Annotated in this window: 16 protein-coding genes; 11 read left to right on the top strand and 5 right to left on the bottom strand. The window is 67.8% G+C overall.

Annotated features, from left to right (window positions below):
* Positions 1-236 (bottom strand): hypothetical protein (locus AC6EI8_RS14085; RefSeq protein WP_498382211.1); only part of this gene is annotated, 236 nt, incomplete at its 3' end.
* Positions 237-437: 201 nt separating this feature from the next.
* Here AC6EI8_RS14085 and AC6EI8_RS14080 point away from each other — a divergent pair.
* Both AC6EI8_RS14080 and AC6EI8_RS14075 read left to right on the top strand, forming a co-directional pair.
* On the top strand, positions 438-1,730 hold the full coding sequence (locus AC6EI8_RS14080; RefSeq protein ID WP_498382210.1) for a hypothetical protein: 1,293 nt from the start codon (positions 438-440) through the stop codon (positions 1,728-1,730).
* A gap of 105 nt (positions 1,731-1,835) precedes the next feature.
* A complete protein-coding gene (locus tag AC6EI8_RS14075; RefSeq protein WP_498382209.1) occupies positions 1,836-4,070 on the top strand; it encodes a hypothetical protein in 2,235 nt (744 codons plus the stop codon).
* Here the strand turns inward: AC6EI8_RS14075 and AC6EI8_RS14070 are convergent.
* The gene (locus AC6EI8_RS14070) at positions 4,040-5,659 is read right to left on the bottom strand and encodes an OpgD/OpgG family glucan biosynthesis protein (RefSeq protein ID WP_149316246.1); all 1,620 of its coding nucleotides are present in this window, start codon (positions 5,657-5,659) and stop codon (positions 4,040-4,042) included. The genes AC6EI8_RS14075 and AC6EI8_RS14070 overlap by 31 nt on opposite strands.
* Positions 5,660-6,049: 390 nt before the next feature.
* Here AC6EI8_RS14070 and AC6EI8_RS14065 point away from each other — a divergent pair, with 390 nt between their 5' ends.
* The 3 genes from AC6EI8_RS14065 (at position 6,050) to AC6EI8_RS14055 (ending at position 7,962) form a co-directional block, all read left to right on the top strand.
* Entirely contained in the window at positions 6,050-7,024 is a 975-nt protein-coding gene (locus tag AC6EI8_RS14065; RefSeq protein WP_498382208.1) for a 2-dehydropantoate 2-reductase, read from the top strand.
* Between the two features lie 29 nt (positions 7,025-7,053).
* Complete coding sequence (locus AC6EI8_RS14060; protein WP_498382207.1) at positions 7,054-7,176, top strand: hypothetical protein; 123 nt, start codon at positions 7,054-7,056, stop codon at positions 7,174-7,176.
* A gap of 66 nt (positions 7,177-7,242) precedes the next feature.
* Positions 7,243-7,962, top strand: coding sequence for a GntR family transcriptional regulator (locus tag AC6EI8_RS14055; protein WP_226106096.1), 720 nt, complete (start codon positions 7,243-7,245; stop codon positions 7,960-7,962).
* Positions 7,963-8,083: 121 nt separating this feature from the next.
* Here AC6EI8_RS14055 and AC6EI8_RS14050 read toward each other — a convergent pair whose 3' ends face one another.
* Positions 8,084-8,998, bottom strand: coding sequence for a LysR substrate-binding domain-containing protein (locus tag AC6EI8_RS14050; protein ID WP_150082509.1), 915 nt, complete (start codon positions 8,996-8,998; stop codon positions 8,084-8,086).
* A gap of 217 nt (positions 8,999-9,215) precedes the next feature.
* On the opposite strand from AC6EI8_RS14050, the gene AC6EI8_RS14045 reads away from it, so the two are divergent.
* From AC6EI8_RS14045 to AC6EI8_RS14025, 5 genes are all read left to right on the top strand, one after another.
* Complete coding sequence (locus AC6EI8_RS14045) at positions 9,216-10,229, top strand: Bug family tripartite tricarboxylate transporter substrate binding protein (RefSeq protein WP_498382206.1); 1,014 nt, start codon at positions 9,216-9,218, stop codon at positions 10,227-10,229.
* A gap of 112 nt (positions 10,230-10,341) precedes the next feature.
* The gene (locus AC6EI8_RS14040) at positions 10,342-11,361 is read left to right on the top strand and encodes a DUF1338 domain-containing protein (protein WP_498382205.1); all 1,020 of its coding nucleotides are present in this window, start codon (positions 10,342-10,344) and stop codon (positions 11,359-11,361) included.
* A 10-nt stretch (positions 11,362-11,371) separates the two neighbouring features.
* Positions 11,372-12,799 carry an FAD-binding oxidoreductase gene (locus AC6EI8_RS14035; RefSeq protein WP_226106090.1) on the top strand — a complete coding sequence of 476 codons (1,428 nt, stop codon included), beginning with the start codon at positions 11,372-11,374 and terminating at the stop codon, positions 12,797-12,799.
* Between the two features lie 30 nt (positions 12,800-12,829).
* Positions 12,830-14,053: an aminotransferase-like domain-containing protein gene (locus AC6EI8_RS14030; RefSeq protein ID WP_226106089.1), complete on the top strand. Its 1,224-nt coding sequence runs from the start codon at positions 12,830-12,832 to the stop codon at positions 14,051-14,053.
* Between the two features lie 136 nt (positions 14,054-14,189).
* Positions 14,190-14,939: a sulfite exporter TauE/SafE family protein gene (locus tag AC6EI8_RS14025; protein ID WP_498382204.1), complete on the top strand. Its 750-nt coding sequence runs from the start codon at positions 14,190-14,192 to the stop codon at positions 14,937-14,939.
* 90 nt (positions 14,940-15,029) lie between these two features.
* On the opposite strand, the gene sucD is transcribed toward AC6EI8_RS14025, so the two are convergent.
* Positions 15,030-15,905, bottom strand: coding sequence for a succinate--CoA ligase subunit alpha (gene sucD / locus AC6EI8_RS14020; RefSeq protein ID WP_149316238.1), 876 nt, complete (start codon positions 15,903-15,905; stop codon positions 15,030-15,032).
* 1 nt (position 15,906) lies between these two features.
* Positions 15,907-17,115: an ADP-forming succinate--CoA ligase subunit beta gene (sucC, locus tag AC6EI8_RS14015; protein WP_265633708.1), complete on the bottom strand. Its 1,209-nt coding sequence runs from the start codon at positions 17,113-17,115 to the stop codon at positions 15,907-15,909.
* 429 nt (positions 17,116-17,544) lie between these two features.
* On the opposite strand from sucC, the gene AC6EI8_RS14010 reads away from it, so the two are divergent.
* Positions 17,545-19,299: a thiamine pyrophosphate-binding protein gene (locus tag AC6EI8_RS14010; protein WP_226106087.1), complete on the top strand. Its 1,755-nt coding sequence runs from the start codon at positions 17,545-17,547 to the stop codon at positions 19,297-19,299.
* Positions 19,300-19,304 lie beyond the last annotated feature (5 nt).

Here is a 19,304-nt window from a genome sequence, read left to right as displayed (position 1 = left end):
CCGGGCGCGCTGGGCATCGGATCGCCCAGCTTGCCCAGGCCGCCCGGATTCGAGCGGATCGCTTCACCTTCGCGGGTCGACGGCTGGGTCACCGCCTTGGGCTGGCGCGACATCTGGCTGCCGCTGCCGCGTTCGGATTCGGTCGGCACATTGGCCGGCTGCGCAGCGGCGGTGGCCGCCCACGCCGCGCCGAGCGCCAGCAACGCGGCGCAGACACCATGTCGATGGAACAGCATGATTTCTCTCCTCGCAGGGGGATGTCGACATGGACAAGCACAAGACGGGCCAAGGTGACTCCCTCAAATCTAAAGTGTAGGGATCGAACTTAACGGTTCGGTAACACTTCGGCCAACACTCCTGATCAGTATCGGCGAGCGACCCGGTACTCGGCACCGCCGGGCCTGGCGGTTCGATCGATCCCTTCGTCAGGAGCCATCATGACCGGCACGCCTACCGCCTTTTCCACTGCCATTTCTCCCGCGGTCGCTGACAACCGGCTGCCGTTCGAGGCGGACACCATTGCCCCCGGCAACCCTGCAACGATGGCCGTGCAGGCCGGTGGAAGCGCCGTCCGCGTTCGATGTCACTCTTTGCCGACAAGGCAGTTTCCATCGCGGTCCTCGGCGGACCGGGTTTCGGGCGCATGGCAGGCGGTGGTGTCGCTCCTGAACCGTCGCAATGCGCAGGCGACGATGAAGCGGTGCGCCAGTTCGGAATGGCCAACGGCGCCGGACAAGCCTCGCCGTTCCGATGGCGACATCTGCCCGGCGGCGGCAGACCCGCCCCCGCAGGCGGCACCACGGCAGCGCGCATCGCCGTCTCTGTTGCTGGAGCTTCCCTTTGAATTGCTGTGCGAGGTGCTGGCGAGGGTTCCGGCGGGCGACCGATATTTCGCGTTCGGTGGATCGCCGCTGTCCGCGACTTGCAGGTCGTTTCATCTGGCGTGCAACACGATATCGGCGATGCCTCAATACCGGGACGAAGACGCCATCGCACGGCGTATCGCGGGCATGCGGCACTCCGATCAGATCCTGTCGACGACGGAGGCGCTGACGACACAGCCGCCCTCGATACGGGAGTGGGCCATGAAAGCGGTCGTCTCGATGACGCGCGCCATGCCGCCGGAGGGCAGGCGGTGCCTGGTCGTCGAGGCGCTGGAACAGGCGCGGCAACATTCCGAGTCGTGGGCCCTTGAGTTGATGCGCTACTTCGCTCGATGGATACCGTATGGCGACACCCCGTCTCTTGACATATTGACCGAATCCGCCGTTCGGCTGGTCCCCGGCAACGATGAGATTCGCTTCGCCAGAGCGCGCGTGCTCGCGCAGCTGGCCCAAAGAATCGACCCTGCCGACCTGCCCGGATCGGTCCGGCGGTGGGAAACGATCTACCAGGCAATACCGCCCGATGCGCGCCACGAGGACTATGTCGCGCTGCGCGCGCTGCGTCAGGCCCTGAGCCACCTCAGCAACGACTTCCAGGCCGCCTTCACGATGGGGGATCCAACGGACCTGCTGATCGGTTTGCTGTCCCGGCTGGCCAAGACGCGCGCAGCCGGACCGGAGCCCTGTATGGCTGCCTGCAGCGACGAAGAACTCGACTTTCTGCCGCCGCCGCTATCCGACCCCGGCCGCCGCCCCGGGCCCCCGCCCCACCGGCTGCGAGCCTATGCCGGCGTCAAGCCCAAGGCCATACCCCACGCCGATCGATTGCCTGCCCATATCCCGTAGCGCGTGCGGGGTCGGGAACGCGCGGCCAAGGCGATGCCAACGCGGCGGCCAGCGCGGTCCGGACATTCGCCTGTCATGAAGAACCGCTGATCACTGGAGGAGGCCATGCCGATCAACGCGTGTGGTTCTGTCGTTCGCGAGACGCAACGGGAGGCGTTCCAGCCGGACGTCTCTACCGGAAATCACAGTGCTGGCGCCGCAATGGGCGACACCACGGTACGGCGGTCGCATGGACTGTTGCAGCCGGAGCGGGCATCTAGTTCGCGGGTGGAACACGTCGCCGGACATCGCGAACCGATCGGCGGTGCATCCGGCGAGCAGTGGCCTCCGGGCTTCGCGACGCATGCAAGGCTGGCCCAGGCAAGGGAATGGCACCTGCTCAATGAAGTGACGTACGCGATCTGGGGAAGCGCGACGACAGGTCGGGCGGGACTCCAGGTCAGCGCGTTCGCCACCGGGAAATTCGATACGCTCTCCATCACGTCTCTTGCGCCGGCCACCAGCGAGGCCGGGGTCGCGGGGGCTGTCTTTGCCATCGTGGAAGCGGCCGGGGTGCTGCATCTGACATGGAAAGCGGGCAGAAAGAAGGTGGAGCTGGACGAATGCAAACGGCAAAACGCGCAGGGTCATGCCCACTTCGTCCAGCGCCATGCCGAGCGCCAGCGCCGGATAGGATGGCTGCTCGCCCGGCAACGGGCACTGGAAGGGACGTTGCCGGGTTTGCCGGCGTCCGAGTCCAGCGATCAGCGACCGCATGCCGGGCTTGTGGCCGATGACAAGGCTTCGGCAGCGATGCTGGCCGATGTCGCGCTCGAGCTGCGGGACGTGAGGATTGGGCTCGAGAAGCAGGCGCTGGATCTCGTCGAGGACCTCGAACACTACATCCTGTACGAACAGGCGGCGAACGAACTGGGGCAGGCGAATGACAATATTCGTGCACTGGGCGTGGCCACCGCGCGGGACGTCGTCATTCAGCTGGGCGGCAGCGCCTGCACCGTTGCATCTGCGGTCGGAAAGGCCGGCGTTCCGGGTGTGGAGCTCGCGCCGGTCGGTGTCGCCGGTGGCGCGTTCAGCGTGGCGATGGGTGCCCTGCATATGGCCGCCGGTTTTCTGAGCTGGTATCAGTCCGCGCGCCGGCTCGACGATATCCGTGCGGCTCGTGGTCGCGGCTCGAACTGGTTGACATCGGACTACCGACGGCAGCGTGCGGCCGCCATGGCCGATGCGTTCCACGAGACGCGCAGCGAGATGGCCTTCGGTACCCCGAATTCACAGGCCGACGGGGCGGCACTGCAATCGGCGGAGCAGACGCAACGAATGCAACAAGCGCTTCAGCCGGATCCGTCCAAAGGGGCGGACATGGAACGTGCCAACGAGCTGGTCGACATCCTGATGCATCACCGCGAGCAGGCGTTTCAGACCATCGAATCGGCGGAGCGGCGCAAGATCTGGTGGTCGAGGTTGCGCACGATATACGGTGCGGTTTCCGTTGGCATCGGTGTGGGCGCAATCCTGGCCACGACGGCATTCGGCCTGATTCCACCGGTCGGCATCATCGTGGGCGCCGTCGCGCTGCTGGCCGGTACGGTGTGGCTGCTGATCGCCTGTGTACGCCTTTATCAGGACCGGCGCGCTGGCCGTGCGGAATCGGCGCGAGACGAACAGGCTCGCGCGCAAGTCGGACACTTCGTCGAGGCAAAACGCGATGCCACCGTGGACGACATGCGGAACAACCGCTTCCTGGCCATCGACGTGTTGCTGCGAGCCTTGTTCGATCACGAGCAGCCCGTCGCCAGAGGCGTACTGTGGGAGGTCCTGGCCGCGCTCGAAATGGATCGCGCCCTGATTCACGCACTGGAGTTGCGATCGTCGGTGCGGCTCGACGGCGTCTACGCCGATGACCGCCGTACCATGATCGAAAGGGCGCGGTGCTGCGCCTCTGCCATCGACGAGGCGGCACTGAAGAAGGTGATCGAAGGCATGAGCCTGCGTAGCGACGACGCGATGCTTGCGCTGTTGCGGCAGCTGTTTCAGGACTTCATCGAAGGCAAGACGCCGATGCGGCTGGAGTACCAGCGCCGCACGGGGTTCTTTGCGTATCTGGCCGGGCAACTCCCTGCAGGTGTCCGCAGTAGGTTGGGGCTGGGCAGTCGCCCCGCCGCACGGCCCGCGCCAGCGCTCGCGGTGACGGTGCAGGCAAGCGAAGCGACGGAGCGGACCGCCCTGATCGCGGAGCCGGACATGCCGATGCTGGTCGAGCCTTCGCCGGTCGCCTTCACTGACGCGGTGAGGGCGACCGGCCCGTCCACTCAGACGTTCGTCCGGAACGGATGGTACTGATACAGCCACGTCTCCGACAGCGGCTTGCCGTTCAGACGCAGGAACAGCCGCATGTCGACCGGCTCGTCGCCGTCGACGGTCAGGTCGAACTGCGCGCGCCAGTGGCCCGGCACGCCGTTGGGCACGGCCTCGGTGAAGATGTACGAGAACTTGCCGCGCGAGGCCCACAGCACGGCCTCGGGCTTGGTGCCGAATGGCAGGCCTTCGAGCGGTGCGCCCTTGAACTCGACCATGAACTTGCGCACGCCCGGCGGGCGCGGCTGGCCGGGCTGGCCGCCGTTGCCCATGCGCGTGGCCACGCAGCGGGCCAGCGGCGTGGGATAGGGTTCGTCCGCCAGCCAGTGCAGGCGGTAGCGCAGGCGATAGGCGTTGCCGGCCTTGGCCGGCGCCTTCGGCACCCACATCGCGACGATGTTGTCGTGAATCTCGTCGTCGGTCGGGATCTCGATCAGCTGCACGCTTCCCGCGCCCCAGCCCTCGCGCGGCTCGACCCACAGGCTCGGCCGGCGCTCGTAGAAGACGCCGTCCTGGTAGTGGTCGAAATTGCGGTCGCGCTGCAGCAGGCCGAAGCCGCGCGGGTTGTCGTCGCCGAAGGCGGACGCGATGGTGCGCGGCGGATTGTTCAGCGGGCGCCAGATGCGCTCGCCCGCGCCGGTCCACATCGCCAGCCCGTCGGAGTCGTGCACCTCGGGGCGCCAGTCGACGCCGGTGCGCTTGACCGACTCGGAATACCAGAACATCGAGGTCAGCGGTGCCAGGCCCAGGCGCCCGACGTCCTTGCGCAGGAACAGCGCGCAGTCGACGTCCATCACCACGCCCTTGGCGCGCTGCATCGTGAAGCGGTAGGCGCCGGTGACGCTGGGCCCGTCGAGCAGCGCGTGCACGGTGACGGTATCGCTGCCGTCGCGCGGCGCCTCGAAATAGAAATGAGTGAAGGAGGGGAATTCCTCGGGCTTGTCCGGCTGCGCGACATCGACCGCGATGCCGCGCGCCGACAGGCCGTACTGATAGAGCTCGCCGATCGCGCGGAAGTACGAGGCGCCAAGAAAGGCGACCCAGTCGTTCTTGCGCCAGTCGAGCTTCTTCTGGTCGCCGAGCCGGCTCTCCTGGAAGCGAAAGCCGGCGAATCCGCTGCCGCGCGGCAGCTTGCGCGCCGGGCTGTTGGCCGGCATGTCGAAATACGACTCGTCGTAGACGATCTCGCGGGCAGTGCCCCCCGAACTTGCGCCGCCGGTCTCGACCAGATGCATCCGGACCGGCACGCGGAAGAAGGTGCCCAGGTGGAAGAAGGTCACCGGAAACTGGCCGGGACCGTCGGCAAAGAGCGCATCGTCGGTGCGATAGCGGATCTTGCCGTGTTCCTCGTAGTCGATGCGGGCCAGGATGTCGGCCGGCGGGGAGGGGGGCGCGACATACGGCCGGCCTGCCATGGTGCGGGCCAGTTCGACCAGGCCCTCGTGGGTGAAGGGTTGGCCCTTGGCCAGTTTGATGCGGCCGGCGGCCAGAGCGGAAGCGGGAATGCCCAGTGCGGCGAGCGCAGCAGTGGCGGCGGCGGAGACCAGCACGGTCCGTCGGTTCATTTTCGGCATGCGGTGAATCGGCGTCTGGCGCCTTCAATGAAGTTGCAGAAAAGACGCCCGCTGGCGCAAAAAGTTCGACGGCTCCGTGGGGAGCCGGACGCCGCGGGCACGACAGAACGCAGCATGGTACCGCATGGCCCCGGCGCACTCGGCACTTGAAGGCATGCGCTACGGACGCGGTCGAGACGTGACAAGGAGCAGACGAGACGCGCGGAGGCCGGGGTGAGACCGGGCTGAGACCTTGCCGGACGCTGGTTGGAGGGCTGCCTGGACCTTGCTGGCACCTTCTTGGACCTTGCTCGGACTCGCCCCGCACGCAAATAGAGGTTGTGATTCCGCGCTTGTGAAATATAGTATGTGATATATCAATTCACCAAAAAAGCACGGGAGACAGCCATCATGAAGGTATGTATCTACGGCGCCGGCGCCATCGGCGGCTACATCGGCGCGCAACTGGCCGGGGCGGGCGTCGACGTCAGCTTCGTCGCACGTGGGCCGCACCTGGCGGCGATGCAGGCGAACGGCGTCAAGCTGCTGATCGACGGCGAGGAGCGGGTGCAAAAGGTCCGCTGCACCTCGGACCCCCGCGAACTCGGCGAACAGGACTATGTGTTCATCACGCTGAAAGCCCATTCGGTGCCAGGCGTGGTCGACCTGATGCAGCCGCTGCTGGGGCCGGATACCGCGATCGTCACCGGCGTCAACGGCATCCCCTACTGGTATTTCTATCGGCACGGCGGCGAGCTGGCCGGCACCACGCTGCAGAGCGTCGATCCGGGCGGCCGGCAATGGAGCGGCTTCGGTCCCGAGCGCGCGATCGGCTGCGTGCTCTATCCCGCGGCGGAAATCGCCGCGCCGGGCGTCATCCGGCACGTCTACGGCAAGAAATTTCCGCTCGGCGAACCTGACGGCACGCGCTCGGAACGGGTGCTGCGCCTCAGCGAGGCGATGCTCGCAGCCGACCTGGAGGCGCCGGTGCGCGAGGACATCCGCAACGAGATCTGGCTCAAGCTGTGGGGCAATCTGTGCTTCAACCCGATCAGCGCGCTGACCCACGCGACGCTGGACGTCATCACGTCCGACCCGGGCACGCGCGCGCTGTCGAGGCAGATGATGCTCGAGGCCAAGTCGATCGCCGAACGCTTCGGCGTGCATTTCCGCGTCGATGTCGAGCGGCGGATCGACGGCGCGGGGGCCGTGGGGGCGCACAAGACCTCGATGCTGCAGGATCTGGAGGCGGGCAGGGCGATGGAAATCGACCCGCTGCTGACGGTGGTGCAGGAGATGGGCCGGCTGGTCGGCCAGCCGACGCCGATGATCGACGCGGTGCTGTCGCTGATCAAGCAGCGCGAGCGGATGGCGCAGGCGGCGTGAGCGCGGCCGGGCCCGCCATGGCGGCCACCATGGCGCTGGCCGTGGTGACCGCCATGACGGTGACCATGGCCGGGGCGGCGCAGCGGGTCGGTTGCGCCGCCGCCACGCCTGGACGATGCCGCCAGATCGAAGTGGCGGTGCACGCGTTCTGATATACCATATACAAAAATCGAAAGAGCGATCCCATGTCCGTGCAACCCGCGCAACGTCAAGCCGAGATGTCTTCCGCCACTGCCTCAGATGCGCCTCCCCCGGGCCTGGCGCTGTCCCTGCAGCCGATCAACGCCGGCGCCAGCCTGCGCGACCAGGCCTACGCGATGCTGCGGCAGGCGATCGCCGATGCCGACATCTACCAGTCGCGCGAGGAGATCCGGCTCGACGAGCGCGTCCTGAGCGAAGCGCTCGGCGTCAGCCGCACGCCGATCCGCGAGGCGATGACGCTGCTGGAGCAGGAAGGCTTCCTGCGCACGGTGCCGCGCCGCGGCATCTACATCATGCGCAAGACCAAGCGCGAGATCGTCGAGATGATTCAGATGTGGGCCGCGCTGGAGAGCATGGCCGCGCGCCTGGCGACGCTGCATGCGACCGACGAGGAAATCTCCCGGCTGCGGCATATGTTCGACAACTTCCGCGATACCACGCCGGCCGAGCATATCCAGGAATACTCGGACGCCAATATCGCGTTCCATCAGGCGATCGTGCAGCTGTCGAAGTCGCAGATCATCATGGACACGATCAAGAACATCTTCATCCACGTCCGTGCGATCCGGAAGATGACGATCTCGCAGAGCGACCGCGCCGCGCGCTCGATCGTCGACCATCTGCGCATCATCGAGGCGCTGGAAAAACGCGATACCGAACTGGCGGAACGGCTGGTGCGCCAGCACTCGCTGGACCTGGCCGACTACGTCGAGAAGAACTGCGATTTTCTCGACTGACGACAGTCCCGCGGCACGCGCCGCAAGCATCGAAGGCCGGTTCGCCGGCCTTTTTTCATGTCGCCGCCCGAATCATGTCTCCGCGGCATGCTGGCCCCGCCGCATCATGGCCGCACCAGCATCACGCCCGCGCCTGCGTCTCCCGCACGAATTCCGAGGCCGACTCCAGCAGCCATTCCCGCAACCGCGACATCGCGTCGCTGACCGGCTGCATTTCGGGATAGACGAGGTAGTACCCGCCCGATGACGGCATCGCCAGCGGCACCGGCATCACCAGCTCGCCTTCCTCCAGATAGCGCTCGACCAGGAAGCGCGGCACCAGCCCGATGCCCAGCTTCGCGCGCGCGGCGGCGATCACCATGCTGTGGTGGTCGTAGCGCGTGCCGCGCATCGCATTGACGTCCTCGACGCCTGCGAGGCGCATCCATTGTTCCCACTCGAACTGGCGCGTCGACAGATGCAAAAGCTCCGCCCCGGCGATATCGGCCGGGCGGATGCGCTTGCGGCCGCCGAAGTAGTCGGGATGGCAGACCGGCACCGACTCCTCGGGAAACAGCGGGTCGGCGCGCGCTCCCGGATAGTGCGGCTCGCCGAAGTGGATGGCGGCGTCGAAATCCGTTCCGTCGAACAGGAACACGTCCGAGCGCGCGGTCAGGTTCAGCACCACCTGCGGATGGCGCGCGTAGAAGTCGGGCAGCCGCGGAATCAGCCATTCGACCGCCAGCGTCGGCAGGCAGGCGAGCTCGACGATGCCGCCGCTGCCCTCGTGCGCCATGATGTCCAGCGTATCGCGCTGCAGCTTGCGCAGCGTTTCGCGGACCTGCCGGCTGTACAGCGTGCCGGCCGGCGTCAGCGTCAGCCGCTGGTTGACGCGATGGAACAGCTGCACGCCGAGCTGGCTTTCCAGCGTGGCGATCTGCCGCGACACCGCGCTCTCGGTGACGTAGAGATCGGCCGCCGCGCGGCGCAGGTTCAGATGCGAGGCGGCGGCCTCGAAGGCGCGAAGACTGGACAGGCTGGGGACGCGAAAAGCCATTGGCGCGATGGGGTGGAACGTGGTTGCGAAGTGGGCAGGACGTGGGCGGGGCGTAGGTGCGACGTGGCCCGCAAAGTTGATGCGTTTTTCTCATCAACCCCGGAAAATTTCTCGCTTGAGCACCGTTCGGGGATGAGAAAGAATCGGCGCCGTAGCAAATACCAAAGCCAATACCAACACCAATACCAACACAGCAAGAGCCCCCGGAGGAGACCGCATGACAAAGATGAACCCGTCCCGCATTCCTGCTGCCATCGCTGCCGCCATCGCGGCCGTCGCGCTGGCCGTGCCGATGACCTCAGCCGTAGCGCAGACGCAGGATTTTCCGAACAAGGCGGTCCGCATCGTCGTGCCGTACCCGCCGGGCGGGACGACCGATATGGTAACCCGGCTGATCGGCGATCAATTGTCGAAGGTCTGGGGCCAGCCGGTCATCGTCGACAACCGTCCCGGTGCCGGCGGCATCGTCGGCACCAGCCTGGCGGCGAAGGCGCCGTCCGACGGCTATACGCTGCTGATGGGCTCGGTCGGCGAGTTCGCCATCAATCCGACGCTGTACCGCAAGCTGGCCTACGACGTCGCCGATTTCGCGCCGGTGTCGCTGGTCGCCCGCGTGCCGAACGTGCTGGTGATGTCGCCCGCGTTCGCCGAGCGCTCCAGGGTGATGTCGCTGCCCGATTTCGTCGCCTATGTGAAGGCCAATCCGAAGAAGGTCAACATGGCCTCGGCCGGCAACGGTACCTCGACCCATCTGGCCGGCGAGCTGTTCCAGCGCATGACCCACACCGAGATGAGCCACGTGCCCTACAAGGGCAGCAGCCCGGCGATCTCGGACATGATGGCCGGCAATGTCGACGTGATGTTCGACAACCTGCCCGCCTCGCTCGAATTCATTCGCGCCGGCAAGCTCAAGCCGCTGGCGGTGACCTCGGCGCAGCGCTCGCCGGCGCTGCAGGATGTGCCGACGGTGGCCGCAGCCGGTCCGGTGCCGGGCTTCGACGCGACGCCGTGGTTCGGCCTGTTCGCGCCGAAGGGGGTGTCGCCGGCGGTGGCCGAGAAGGTCAGCAAGGACCTGGCGGTCGCGCTGAATGACGCGAAGATCCTCGGCCGCATGCGCAATATCGGCGCCGAACCGGCCTTCAACACGCCCACCCAGTTCGCCGAACTGGTCAAGCGCGACCGCGAGAAGTGGGGCGAGGTCGTCAGGCAGTCCGGCGCGACCATCGATTGATTTCCGTCGGCGGCGGCCTGCATGGCGGTCCGCCGTTCTTTTCGCAGGCCGGTGCCGCCGCGCCCGCGATCCGTTTTCCCAAGCCATCGTCTTCATTGTCTTCAGAGTCTCCATGTCCAACCACATCCTCTCTCTGGTGTCCGCCTGCGTGGGCGCGACCAAGGCCGCCAAGCTGCTGTCGCTGATCGAAACGCCCGCGGGCCTGCCCGCCGGTGCCGCCGGCCAGCCCAGCCGTGCCGAAATCGCGCACGCGCTGAACGTGGTGCTGTTCGACGGCATCCTGACGCGCGTGCCGACCGGCCGCGAGTACACCGAGGATGTCGCCGCCGCTGGCGGCAAGGTCAACTTCGACCATGGCGCGCTGCGCACGGTGGCGTGGCAGGCCAATGGCCAGCTGCCTCCTGGCGAGGCGGCCTTCACGCGCTTCCTGCGGCCGCTGGGCTATCGCCTGAACGGCACCTATCCGCTCGACCGCATCGGCATGACCGGCCGCTCCTATGCGCATGAAGACGCGCCGGACGGCATCGCGCAGTTCTTCGTCAGCGAATTCCACCCCGAGCGCTTCAGCGCCGAGCTGCAGGCCGCGGTGACCCGCGTGGTGTCGACCTCGGTCGATCCGCTGCGTCCGGACACGGTGGCGCTGCTGTGGAAGCTCGACCGCGACCGCACGCTGCCGCAGGACGAGGCCATCCACGTGATCCGCAACCTCACCGCCTGCTTCGAGCGCCATCACGACACGCCGCGGCTGGAGGACTACCAGCGCATCCTGCAGGAATCGGCCGAGATGGCGTGGATCGCCACCGAGGGCAATGCCTTCAACCACGCGACCGACCGCGTCGAGGACGTGTTCGCGCTGAGCGACCAGCAGCGCGCGCTCGGCCGGCCGATCAAGGAACAGGTCGAGGTGTCGGGCAGCGGCCGCGTCAAGCAGACCGCGTTCCGCGCCGATCCGGTGATGCGCGAGTTCGTCGGCGCCGCCGGCGAGATCGTGATGCGCGAGGTGCCGGGTTCGTTCTACGAGTTCATCACGCGCGACCGCTATGCCGATGGCGGCAGCCAGAACAAGCTGGACCTGGGCTTCGATGCCTCCAACGCGCAGGGCATCTTCAAGATGACCGCGGCCACGGTCTGAGGCCGCGCAGATGTCGTCCAGCAAGGAGCTGATCGGGTTTCTGTCGCAGGCCCATCCGGACCTCGACGTGCTGACCGATGCGACCGACCGCGCCGGCTACGAGACCGGCGCGCGCTACGGCGCCGGCACCGCAGCGGCGGTGGTGCGGCCGGCCACGCGCGAACAGGTGCAGGCCGTGGTGGCCGCCGCGCAGCGCTTCGGCGTGCGGCTGGTCGTGCAGGGCGCGAACACCGGCCTGGTCGGTGCGTCGACGCCCGATGCGGGCGGCGAGCAGATCGTGCTGAGCACCGCGCGCCTGAAGGGCGCCATCGCGGTCGACCCGCTGAACCAGTCGGTGACCGTCGGTGCCGGCGTGCTGCTCAGCGAGCTCAATACCCGGCTCGCGCAGGACGGCCTGTTTTTCCCGGTGGACCTGGGCGCCGACCCGACCATCGGCGGCATGATCGCCGCCAATACCGGCGGCGCGCGGCTGCTCAAGTACGGCGACGTCCGGCAGAACCTGCTGGGGGTCGAGGCGGTGCTGGCCGAGCCGGCCGGCGAACTGCTGGACCTGAACCGGGCGCTGCGCAAGAACAATGTCGGCTTTGATTTCAAGCAGCTGTTCGTCGGCACCGGCGGTGCCTTCGGCGTGGTCACCGCGGCGACGCTGCGGGTCTATCCGCTGCCGGCGCAGACCGCCACCGCGCTGCTGGTGCCCACCGGCGTGGCCGAGCTCGAGGCGCTGCTGCTGGCGCTGAACGCGGAGCTGGGCGATTTCCTGTCGTCGTGCGAGGGCATCTCGCGCGAAGCGGCGCAGGCCGTGGTGCGCCACCTGGACGATGTCGAGGACCCCTTCGCCGAGATGGAAGGGGCCGACTACGCGATGCTGGTCGAGCTGTCGTCGACGATGCCGAGCCGCGCCGGCGGGCTCGATCTCGAGGCGCTGCTGATGGACTTCCTGGAGCGCCACTACGGCACGCTGATCGGCAACGCGGTGGTCGGCAAGCCCGAGGCGCTCTGGCGCCTGCGCCATTCAATCACCGAGTCGATCCGCAACGAAGGCAAGATCATCGCGCTGGACCTGTCGGTGCCGCGCTCGCGCTTCCCGGCGTTCCGCGCAGAGGCGCGCGCGCTGATCGCCGCGCGCTATCCGTGGCTGCGCATCTACGACTTCGGCCATCTCGGCGACGGCGGCGTTCACCTGAACATGGTCTGGCCGCTGCAGGACGCGCCGGCCTACGACGAGGCGGTGGCGAGCGAGGTCCGTGCCGAGCTGTACCGGCTGACGGTCGAGCGTTTCGACGGCAGCTTCAGCGCGGAACACGGCATCGGCCCGTACAACGAACGCTTCTATCGCGATTTCACCGCGGACGCCGTGCTCGGCCATGTCGGCGCGATGCAGTCGCGGCTCGATCCGCGCCGCACGCTGAGCCGCCTGTGGCTCGGCAAGGGCGAATGACGGGCCCGGACGAATGACCAGACCGGACCAATGACAAGCACGGACGCCACCATGTTCCCCTTTGCCTCGGCCTTCCAGCAGCCGGTCGGCTCGCCGATCCGCGAGCTGTTCCCCTACCTGTCCCGCCCGGGCATGATCTCGTTCGCCGGCGGCTACCCGGCCGCCTCGACCTTCGATACCGCGGCGATCGGCCAGTGCATGGCCGAGGCGCTGGCCAGCCATCCGGCCGAATGCCTGCAATACGGCGCCACCGAAGGCGTGCCGGCGCTGCGCGAGGCGCTGAGCCGGCAGATGGGGCAGGCCGGCGCGCCGACGCCCGCCGAACGGATCCTGGTGACCTCGGGCTCGCAACAGGGCTTCGACTTCCTGGTGCGCGCCTTCGTCGAGCCCGGCGTGCCGGTGATCGTCGAGGCGCCGACCTATCCGGCCGCGATCCAGGCGCTGCGCCTGGCCGGTGCCCGGCTGGTGCCGGTGCGGGCCGATGCCGAAGGGATCGATACCGTCGCGCTGGACCAATGCCTGCGCGACTGCGCGCCGGCCGAGCGCCCGCGCCTGATCTATCTGGTGCCGACCTTCGCCAATCCGACCGGCGCGACGTTGTCGCTTCGGCGGCGTCAGGAGGTGCTGCGGCTCGCCGCGCAATACGAGCTGCTGGTGATCGAGGACGATCCGTACGGCTGCCTCGCCTTCGACGGCGCGCCGCCCGCGACGCTGCTGTCGATGGCAAACGGCGAGCCCGCACTGCGCGACCGCATCATCTACCTGGGCAGCCTGTCGAAGACCGTGGCCCCCGGCCTGCGGATCGGCTGGATGGCCGCGCATCCCGACGTGGTGCGGCGCGCGGTGCTGGCCAAGCAGGCCTCGGACCTGTGCACGCCGCCGTGGATCCAGCGCGCGATGGCCGCCTATCTGGACGCCGGCCATCTGCGCGGACAGATCGCGCGCATCGTCGCGGTCTACCGCGACAAGCGCGACGCCATGGTGTCGGCGCTCGATCGCGAGCTCGGCGGCCGCGTCGACTATGCGCGGCCTGGCGGTGGCATGTTCGTCTGGGCCTCGCTGCCCGAGGGCGTCGATTCCGCCGCACTGCTGCGCGAGGCGATCGAGGAAAACGTGCTGTTCGTCCCCGGCAAGGCCTTCCACGTGGCAACCGGGCAGCCATCACCGGCGCTGCGGCTGTCGTTCGCGACGCCGTCGGTGGCCGAAATCGAAGAGGGCGTACGGCGCCTCGCGCGCGCGTTGGCGAGGGTCTGACGGGCCCGGGCGGCGGCATTCCCCGGTAATATCGCGGGGCTTCGGGCTTGCCCGTCATCCTGTCCTTGATCGCCTTGCCCGCCGCCTTGCCCGCCGCCTTGCCCGCCGCCCTCCCGACAGCCTTCCCGACCGCCCGATGGAATATCTGATCATCGCCCTTGGCGCCGCCCTGGCGGGATTCGTGCAGGGGCTGTCGGGCTTTGCCTTCGGCATGGTGGCGATGTCGCTGTGGGCATGGACGCTGGAACCGCGCATGGCCGCGGTGCTGACGGTGTTCGGCTCGCTGACCGGGCAATTGATCGCCGCGGTGCGCGTGCGGCGCGGCTTCGATGTCGCGGCGCTGGCGCCTTTCATTGCCGGCGGGCTGGCCGGCATTCCGCTCGGCATGCTGCTGCTGCCGTATCTCGACATGGCCTCGTTCAAGACCGCGATCGGCGCCTTCCTGGTGCTATGGTGCCCGGCCATGCTGATGGCGCGGCGGCTGCCGCCGCTGCGCTGGGGCGGCCGCAGCGGCGATGCCGGCGCCGGCCTGATCGGCGGCGTGATGAGCGCGATCGGCGGGTTCAGCGGCACCGTGCCGACGCTGTGGTGCACCTTGCGCGGCTATCAGAAGGACCGGCAGCGCGCCATCATCCAGAACTTCAACCTGACCATCCTGGCCGTGACGATGACGGTCTACCTGATCGCGGGCAACGTCACCGCCGAGATGCTGCCCCGGTTCGCGGTGGTCGCGCCCGCGATGCTGATTCCCACGCTGATCGGCGCAAAGGTCTATCACCGCATCGACGAGGCGCGTTTCCGCGCGATCGTGCTGACGCTGCTGACGGTGTCGGGCGTGATGATGCTGGCATCGGGTTTGCCGACGGTGCTCGGCCGCATCGGCTGACGACGGCGATCCTGCGAGTGTGGTGGGCCTGTAGCACGGCCGCCGCCGCCGCGGCATCGCGCAACGGCGGCGGCGCGACAGGCTACGGTGCTACACCCCCAGCGCTTTCGCCATCGTCTGCCCCAGTTCGGCCGGCGAGCGCGATACGTGGATGCCGGCCGCGCGCATCGCCTCGATCTTGGCATCGGCGGTACCGCTGCCGCCCGAGATGATGGCGCCGGCATGGCCCATGCGCCGGCCCGGCGGCGCGGTGGTGCCGGCGATAAAGCCGACCACCGGCTTGTCGCTGCCGCTGTCGCGCAGGAACTGCGCGGCTTCCTCCTCCGCCGAACCGCCGATCTCGCCGATCATGATGATGCCCTCGGTGTCGTCGTCCTCGAGGAACAGCCGCAGGCAATCGATGAAGTTGGTGCCGTTGACCGGATCGCCGCCGATGCCGATGCAGGTCGACTGCCCCAGACCGGCCGCGCTGGTCTGCGCCACCGCTTCATAGGTCAGCGTGCCGGAGCGCGACACCACGCCGATCCTGCCGGGCCGATGGATATGGCCGGGCATGATGCCGATCTTGCATTGCCCCGGCGTGATCACGCCCGGACAGTTCGGACCGACCAGGCGCGTGCGCGAGCCAGCCAGCGCGCGCTTGACGCGCACCATGTCCAGCACCGGGATGCCCTCGGTGATGCAGACCACCAGCTCGAGGCCGGCGTCGACCGCTTCGAGGATCGCGTCGGCCGCGAAGGGCGGCGGCACGTAGATCACGGAGGCCTGCGCGCCGGTGCGCTCGGCCGCCTCGGCCACGGTGTCGAACACCGGCAGGCCGAGGTGGGTCTCGCCGCCTTTGCCGGGCGTCACGCCGCCGACCATCCTGGTGCCGTAGGCCAGCGCCTGTTCGGTATGGAAGCTGCCCTGCGCGCCGGTCAGGCCCTGGCACAGCACCCTGGTGTTGTTGTCGATCAGCACGGCCATCTCAATGTCCTCCCCGCTTGGTGTTCCTCGTGGCCGCGACGACCTTGGTCGCGGCGTCGGCGAGGTCGTCCGCCGAGACGATCGGCAATCCCGAATCCCGCAGGATGGCCTTGCCCAGTTCGACGTTGGTGCCTTCGAGCCGCACCACCAGCGGCACGGTCAGGTCGACCTCGCGCGCGGCCGCGACCACGCCCTCGGCGATCACGTCGCAGCGCATGATGCCGCCGAAGATATTGACGAGAATCCCTTCGACATTGCGGTCGGCCAGGATCAGACGGAACGCCGTCGCCACGCGCTCGCGCGTCGCGCCGCCGCCGACGTCGAGGAAGTTGGCCGGCTTGCCGCCATGCAGCTGGATGATGTCCATCGTCGCCATCGCCAGGCCGGCGCCATTGACCATGCAGCCGATATTGCCGTCGAGCTTGACGTAGTTCAGCGCATGGCGCGCGGCCTCGGTCTCGGCCGGGTCTTCCTCGGCCTCGTCGCGCATCGCCTCGATATCGGGATGGCGGAACAGCGCGTTGTCGTCGAAGTTGAACTTGGCGTCCAGCGCCATCACGTGGCCGCTGTGCGTGACCACCAGCGGATTGATCTCGACGATCGAGGCGTCCAGCTCGGTGAAGGCGCGATAGGCCGCCAGGAACAGCCGCGTGGCCTCGCCGATCTGCTTGCCGCGCAGGCCGAGCCCGAAGGCCAGGCGCCGTGCGTGGAAGGACTGGATGCCGGTGGCCGGATCGATCGCCAGCTTCAGGATCTTCTCCGGCGTGTGCGCGGCCACCTCCTCGATGTCCATGCCGCCTTCGGTCGATGCCATCAGCGTGATGCGCGAGGTTGCGCGGTCGATCAGCATGCCGAAATAGAGCTCGCGCGCGATGTCGCAGCCTTCCTCGACATAGAGGCGCCGCACCTCGCGGCCGGCCGCGCCGGTCTGCTTCGTGACCAGCACCGCGCCGAGCATCTTGCCGGCTTCCTCGCGCACCGCCTCGAGCGAACGCGCCACGCGCACCCCGCCCTTGCCGCCGGGATCGTTCTGGAAGCGTCCGGCGCCGCGGCCGCCGGCATGGATCTGCGATTTGACGACCCAGAGCGGGCCCCCGAGTGTGCGCGCCGCGTTGGCTGCCTCGTCCGGCGTGAACGCAACCGCGCCCCGCGGCACGGCGACGTCGTAGCGCCGCAGCAGCTCCTTGGCCTGATATTCGTGAATGTTCACTGTCTCCTCACTGGTTTGGATACGTCGTTGTGGTGGCTGACAGGAGGGGGCGGCATTGCGCCGGAAGCCTGCGTGGATATGGTATGTAATATATCAATGCGCAACAAGGCGAATTATTGGCCGGCAGCGATACACGATCACGATCGCGTCGGAATTGATGCGCGCCGCCACTAAGCGCAAGCGTTTATAGGAGTTGGCCGAATTTATCGGCATGAAAATGACTGTTTTGCTGCGATGCGTCGTCGAAATTCGGCGCCTCTCCCACATTTTCTCCTTGCCGACCTTTGATATATCACATACGGTATGTCATCAAGATCGCCCGAAACGATCGATTCGCGTCGCAAGCCGGCAGCCCTGCCGAAAGAAGAAGGTGAAGCGGTGCGTGCCCATGCAAACGGCCCGCCCGGAGTCCAACGAGGAGACCAACACATGTCTGCAGTCGTATCGCTGCGGCCGGAATCGACGACGGCCGATGACACCCTGAAGCAGAAGAGCCGGGATGCCGGCATCGTGTCGGGCGGCCATCTGGTCGCGCGGGCGCTGAAGAACGAAGGGGTCGATACCATCTTCACGCTCTGCGGCGGCCATATCATCGACATCTACGATGGCTGCGTCGACGAGGGGATCCGCATCATCGACGTGCGTCACGAACAGGTCGCCGCGCATGCGGCCGACGGCTATGCGCGCCAGACCGGCAAGCTCGGCTGCGTGGTGACCACCGCCGGGCCGGGCTGCACCAATGCCGTCACCGGCATCGCCACCGCCTTCCGCTCCGAAAGCCCGGTGCTGCATATCGGCGGGCAGGGCGCGCTGACCCAGCACAAGATGGGCTCGCTGCAGGATCTGCCGCACGTCGACATGATGGCGCCGATCACCAAGTTCGCCGCCACCGTGCCGAGCACCGAGCGCGTCGCCGACATGATCTCGATGGCCGCGCGCGAATGCTTCAACGGCGCGCCCGGGCCCGCCTATCTGGAGATTCCGCGCGACGTGCTGGACCGCGAGGTCGACGTCGCCCGCGCGGTGGTGCCGCGCCCCGGCCACTATCGCGCCTCGACGAAGTCGATCGGCGATCCGCGCGACATCGAGAAGCTCGCCGACATCCTGGTCAATGCCGAGCGTCCGGCCATCCTGTTCGGCCAGCAGGTGTGGACCGCGCGCGGTCATGAGGAAGCGATCGCGCTGCTGCGCGGGCTCGATATCCCGGGCTATTTCAATGGCGCGAGCCGCGGGCTGCTGCCGCCGGGCGATCCGCATCACTTCGACCGTACCCGCTCGCAGGCCTTCGCCAATGCAGACGTGCTGGTGATCGTCGGCACGCCGTTCGACTTCCGCATGGGCTACGGCAAGCGCATCAGCAAGGAGCTGACGCTGGTGCAGATCGACATGGACTACCGCACCGTCGGCAAGAATCGCGAGATCGACCTGGGGCTGGTCGGCGATCCCGGCGCGATCCTCGGCGCGGTGCTGCAGGCCGCCAGCGGCCGCATCAAGCAGGACAAGCGCCAGGCGCGCCGCAAGTGGATGGCGGACCTGACCGAGGCCGAAGGCGTGGCCACGCAGAAGCTGATGCCGCTGTTCCTGTCCGACAGCACGCCGATCCATCCGTATCGCGTCGCCCATGAGCTGAACGCCTTCCTCGGCGAGGACACCATCTATATCGGCGACGGCGGCGACGTGGTCACGATCTCCGCGCAGGCGGTGCGGCCGCGCAATCCGGGCCAGTGGATGGACCCGGGCGCGCTCGGCTCGCTCGGCGTCGGCACCGGCTTTGCCATCGCGGCGGGCCTGGCCAATCCGGGCAAGGAGGTGCTGTGCTACTACGGCGACGGCTCCTTCGGCATGACGGCCTTCGACATGGAGAGCGCCAACCGCTTCGGCGTGCCGTATCTGGCCGTGATCGGCAACAACTCGGCGATGAACCAGATCCGCTACGGGCAGCTGGCCAAGTACGGCGAGTCGCGCGGCAACGTCGGCAACCTGCTGTCCGACGTGCCGTTCAGCCAGTTCGCGCAGATGCTGGGCGGCTACGGCGAGGAGGTGCGCGATCCCGCGCAGATCGCCGGCGCGCTGCAGCGCGGGCGGGAATCGATCGCGCGCACCGGCAAGTCCGCGGTGATCAATATCTGGGTCGATCCGCGCGAATACGCCCCGGGCACCAAGAACCAGACCATGTACAAGTAGCCGGC

It is taken from the genome of Cupriavidus sp. R6-3 (assembly GCF_059772245.1).
Note: the sequence above shows the minus strand (reverse complement) of the source record. Positions and strands in the feature narration are given on the sequence as shown.